This window comes from Microbacterium testaceum (assembly GCF_001476655.1).
Lineage (GTDB): Bacteria > Actinomycetota > Actinomycetes > Actinomycetales > Microbacteriaceae > Microbacterium > Microbacterium testaceum_C.
Genome location: NZ_LDRT01000181.1, coordinates 1 through 686, shown reverse-complemented (window position 1 = coordinate 686; position 686 = coordinate 1). Strand labels below are relative to the sequence as shown.

Here is a 686-nt window from a genome sequence, read left to right as displayed (position 1 = left end):
GTCCAGGCATAGGGAGCGTGACCCTGGCTGGTGAGCCACGGCGAGTAGTGGTCGCTGGAGACCAGGAAGTCGTAGCCCGCGCGCTCGGCGCCGACGGCGTAGTCGACGAGCGCCCGAGGGCCGCTCTGCTCGGTCATGAGGGTGTACCCGAATCGCGTCATGGGGGCCACGGTAGGCCCGAGGATCATGGCGCCCGCCGGGGTTGCGTGTCGGCTCCGGATACGGCAACGGGCCCGCGACGTGTCGCGGGCCCGTTGCCGAGGGCTCAGTCCTCGGGCGCGTGGATGACCTTCTCGTCGTCGAAGGTCGTCCGGTCGACCTTCTGCGCATCGTTCCGGGTCTTGCGCAGACTGAGCCAGGTCGCCACGGCCACGGTCGCCGCGATGAACAGCAGAGAGAACCAGATCGGGATCTCGGGGACCCACAGCAGCGGCTCGCCGCCGTTGATGAAGGGCACCTCGTTGACGTGCAGCGCGTGGAAGACGAGCTTCACACCGATGAACGCGAGGATGACGGCCAAGCCCTGCGCGAGGTAGACCAGTCGCTCGAGCAGACCGCCGATGCCCACGAGCCAGGCAGACATATAGTATGCAGTATTATAAATAAAAAAAAAAAAAAAAAAAAAACAAAAAAAAAAAAAAAAAAAAAAAAAAAAAAAAAAAAAAAAAACAAAAAAAAAACAAAAA

At 58.9% G+C, this 686-nt stretch carries 2 pseudogenes; both read right to left on the bottom strand.

Going from position 1 to position 686, the window contains the following annotated elements:
* A pseudogene (locus NS220_RS20670) lies at positions 1-161 on the bottom strand (LLM class flavin-dependent oxidoreductase); the annotation flags it as partial.
* A gap of 104 nt (positions 162-265) precedes the next feature.
* A pseudogene (locus NS220_RS17945) lies at positions 266-562 on the bottom strand (TerC family protein); the annotation flags it as partial.
* Positions 563-686 lie beyond the last annotated feature (124 nt).